3 protein-coding genes and 1 pseudogene are annotated in these 3,783 nt (G+C 70.9%); 2 read left to right on the top strand and 2 right to left on the bottom strand.

The annotated features are described in order from the left end of the window. Positions 1 to 286, top strand: a pseudogene (locus IJH84_RS03265) (TetR/AcrR family transcriptional regulator); the annotation flags it as partial. A 62-nt stretch (positions 287 to 348) separates the two neighbouring features. Here IJH84_RS03265 and IJH84_RS03270 read toward each other — a convergent pair. After that, entirely contained in the window at positions 349 to 1,113 is a 765-nt protein-coding gene (locus tag IJH84_RS03270; protein WP_295140001.1) for a 3-hydroxyacyl-CoA dehydrogenase, read from the bottom strand. Positions 1,114 to 1,498: 385 nt separating this feature from the next. Between IJH84_RS03270 and IJH84_RS03275 the strand changes: the two genes are divergently transcribed. Further along, positions 1,499 to 3,094, top strand: a complete 1,596-nt coding sequence (locus tag IJH84_RS03275) for a long-chain-fatty-acid--CoA ligase (protein WP_295140003.1) — start codon at positions 1,499 to 1,501, stop codon at positions 3,092 to 3,094. A 121-nt stretch (positions 3,095 to 3,215) separates the two neighbouring features. Here IJH84_RS03275 and IJH84_RS03280 read toward each other — a convergent pair. Continuing rightward, the coding region (locus IJH84_RS03280; RefSeq protein ID WP_295140005.1) for a PaaI family thioesterase at positions 3,216 to 3,783 on the bottom strand (568 nt) is incomplete at its 5' end.

Here is a 3,783-nt window from a genome sequence, read left to right on the forward strand (position 1 = left end):
CGAGCTGTGGACGGCCGCGCGCACCAACTCCGCGCTGGCCGCGGCGCTGCGCCCGGAGGAACGCGGGCTGCGCGCGGCGATCCGCGAAGTCACCGACGGCATCTGGGGTCCGGTGGTGTGCGCGCACCCGAATTACGAGCAGCTGCGGGGATTGCTGTTCACCAGCATGCGAGGCGCGGCGATGCCCTACGCCTTCGAGGACCGGCCGCCCGCCACGGATCCGCACCTGGGGCTGTGGAAGTCCATCGCGCACCGGCTGCTGGCCGACCCGGACCTTCCGGACTGATCCGCGTGGCGGAATGAGCCGTCCACCGCGGGAGATTTCCCCGCGGTGGACGGAGAACGACCTCAGCGCGGTGCCATCCGGATGGCGCCGTCGAGGCGGATCACCTCGCCGTTGAGCATCGGGTTGGCCACGATGTGCGCGGCCAGCGTGCCGAACTCGTCCGGTTCGCCCAGCCGCGAAGGGTGCGGCACCTGCTCCCCCAGGGACTTCTTGACCTCTTCGGACGCCCCGGCCAACAGCGGGGTGTTGAACAGCCCCGGCGCGATGGTGACCACTCGGATCTGGTGCTCGGCGAGGTCGCGGGCGATCGGCAGCGTCATGCCCACGACGCCGCCCTTGGACGCGGAGTAGGCAGCCTGGCCGACCTGCCCGTCGTAGGCCGCTGCCGACGCGGTGTTGACGATGACGCCGCGTTCCTCCCCGACCGGCTCGTGCGCGAGCATTCGCTCGGCGCCCAGCCGCAGCACGTTGAACGTGCCGACCAGGTTGATGTTGATGATCTTGTGGAACTCGGCCAGCGGGAACGCGCCGCGCTTGCGGCTGACCACCCGCAGCGCGTTGCCGGTGCCCGCGCAGTTGATCACGGCGCGGATCGGGCCGAGCGAGTCGTCCACGTCCAGCGCGGCGGCGACCTGGTCCTCGTCGGTGACGTCGGCGGCGACGAACCGGGCCGTGGCACCGAGTTCGCCCGCGACCTGCTCGCCGTCGGAGCTCGGCAGGTCCAGCAGCACGACGTGACCGCCCGCTTCGGTCAGCCGCCGGGCGGTGGCCAGGCCGAGCCCGGACGCACCTCCGGTGATCACAGCGACGCCGCCTGCGATGTCCATGCGTTCCTCCGCTCCCGGGACGCCTTCGTCCCGCGCAGTCAGTGATGACCGGTTTCTACGGCACCGCCGAACGCACCCGCAAGACCCGGTCTCACCGCCGTGCCGACGCGCGCGGCCGTCACCCGATCCCGCCGGACCGGCGGCGGAGCGAACGGACTGTCGGACCAATCTAGTGCAACGAAAGTTCCGTTCACTCGGAAAAACTCGCGTCGGACGAGTGGCATGCGGGCGTGTCGGCCGGTGGAGCCGGAGCGAGTTAGCGGACCGCCGGACCGGCCGGGTTCGCGAGCGCGTCCTTCCCTCCGTTTCGAGAAGCGGGCGCCACGCGGACGCCCGGTTGCTCGTTGTTCTTGCGTCCCCGCCACTTCGACGCCGAGGATCGCCGATGCACACACCGGAACCGGCCCTCACCGGCCGCGGCATGACCAGCAGCGACCAGATCGCCCGGCACGCGCGCAAGATCCCCGAGGCGGTCGCGCTGCGCTCCGGCGAACGCGGACTCACCTACCGGCAGCTGGACGAGCGGTTGAGCAGGCTGGCCAATGCGCTCATCGAGCGCGGCGTGCGCCCCGGCGACCGGGTGGCCGTGCTCGGGCTCAACGACATCGAAGTAGTCGAGTCCTACCTCGCCTGCGGGCGGCTCGGCGCGATCTGCGTGCCGATCAACTTCCGGCTGGTCGCCGACGAGATCGCCTACGCGCTCTCGGACAGCGGCTCCGTGGCCGCGATCGTGGACGCCGCGCTGGCCCCGGCCATGGGCAAAGCCCGGGAGAAGGTTCCTGAAGTCGCCACCTGCCTGGTCATCGGCGACGACGTCACCGAAGCCGGGCCGGGCGCGCAGCGCTACGAGCAAGCCCTTGCGGAGGCGGCCGCGACGGCGCCGGACATCTCGGTCGACGAGCACTCCCCCGCGTTCATCATGTACACCTCCGGCACCACCGGGCGGCCGAAGGGCGCGGTGCTGAGCCACTACAACCTGATGTTGCACGCCTTCAGCATGATGGCCCACCTCGGCACCCCGGCGGGCGAGCGCGTAGGCATGTCCGGGGCGCCGCTGTTCCACATCGCCGGGGTCTCCACGATCCTGCCGAACATCCTGCTGGGCGGGAAAACGGTGCTCAGCCGCTCCGGCCGGTTCGACCCCGCGGAGATCGTGGACACCTTGGAGCGGGAACGGGTCTCGGACTGCTTCTTCGTGCCCGCGCAGTGGCAGGCGATCTGCGCGGTGCCGGGCATCGCCGAACGCGATCTGTCCGCGCTGCACCGGATCTCCTGGGGCGCCGCGCCCGCGGCGACCTCGCTGCTGCGCACGATGATCGAGACGTTCCCGCAGGCAGAGGTGACGACCTCGTTCGGGCAGACCGAGTGCAGCCCGGTCACCACGTTGCTGCGCGGCGAGGACGCGCTGCGCAAGATCGGTTCGGTGGGCACCCCGATGCTCAACGTCGAAGTGCGCGTGGTCGACGACGACATGAACGACGTGCCGCGCGGCGAAGTCGGCGAGATCGTCTACCGCGGCCCGACGGTGATGCGGGAGTACTGGAACAAACCGGCCGAGACCGCCGATGTGTTCCGCGGCGGCTGGTTCCACTCCGGCGATCTGGTGCGCGAGGACGAGGACGGCTACTACTACGTGGTCGACCGGAAGAAGGACATGATCATCTCGGGCGGGGAGAACATCTACTGCGCCGAAGTGGAGGACGCGCTGTCGGGCCACCCGAAGGTCGCCGACGTGGCGCTGATCGGCGTGGCCGACCAGCGGTGGGGCGAAACCCCGCTCGCGGTGCTCGTCCCGAGCGATCCGGCGGATCCGCCAACCGCGGCGGATGTCGAGTCGTACTGCCGCGAGCACCTCGCCGGGTACAAGCGGCCGCGGCACGTCTCGGTCGTGCCGGAACTGCCGCGCAACCCCAGCGGCAAGGTGCTCAAGACGCAGCTGCGCTCGGACCGGGAGGGCGGGAAGCTGCCGGACTCGGACTGAATTCCGCGCTGCAAGCGAATTCGCCGCCCCGTGCGAGGCGCGGGGCGGCGAATCGTCGCGGTGCAGGGCGAGGGATCGCCCCTGGAACATCGGCGGCTGTCCCGCCGGACGGCTCCCCGGCCTAATCAGGCGGCGGGTTGTCGCCGAAGATGCGGCGAGCTTGCTCGGCGGTCGGCGTCACGAACACGCCGAACGCCTCCACCAGCACCGCGTCCGGGTCGTCCTCGGTCGTGATGGTGGCCGCCGGACTCGTGCGCCGTCCGCTGACCGCGTCGTCGTCGACCCATGCCCGCAGCACCAGCGGTGTCTGCAACGGCACCGGTTTCCGGTAGCGCAGTTGCAGCTTCACCGTCATGCCGGGCCGTCCCGCGGCGGCGTTGGCGTGCCCGAGGATCTGGTCGATCAGCATCGCGCTGACCCCGCCGTGGGTGTAGCTGTGCGGTCCCTCGTAGGCCAGCCCGAGCGTGCAGGTGCCGATCGCGACGCCGTCTTCGACCCGCACCCGCATCGGCGGGGCGATCGGGTTGCCGGTCCCGACCGTCGGGTTGTACATCCGCCGCCCCGGCTTGGCCTGATCCACCGTCGGCGCGACGTGCCGGGTGCGGGTGGCCGCGGTAAGCGGTGCCACCAGTTCCCGAGCTTGATCGGCGACCTTGCGCATGGTGGCCGGGTCGGTCTCGGTGCTGACG

The organism is Saccharopolyspora sp. (genome assembly GCF_017434145.1).
GTDB lineage: Bacteria > Actinomycetota > Actinomycetes > Mycobacteriales > Pseudonocardiaceae > Saccharopolyspora_C > Saccharopolyspora_C galaxeae.

Excerpts from the sequence above, each read along its gene's own strand:
- IJH84_RS03270 (WP_295140001.1), bottom strand. The coding sequence starts at position 1,113 with ATGGACATCGCAGGCGGCGTCGCTGTGATCACCGGAGGTGCGTCCGGG.
- IJH84_RS03275 (WP_295140003.1), top strand. The coding sequence starts at position 1,499 with ATGCACACACCGGAACCGGCCCTCACCGGCCGCGGCATGACCAGCAGC.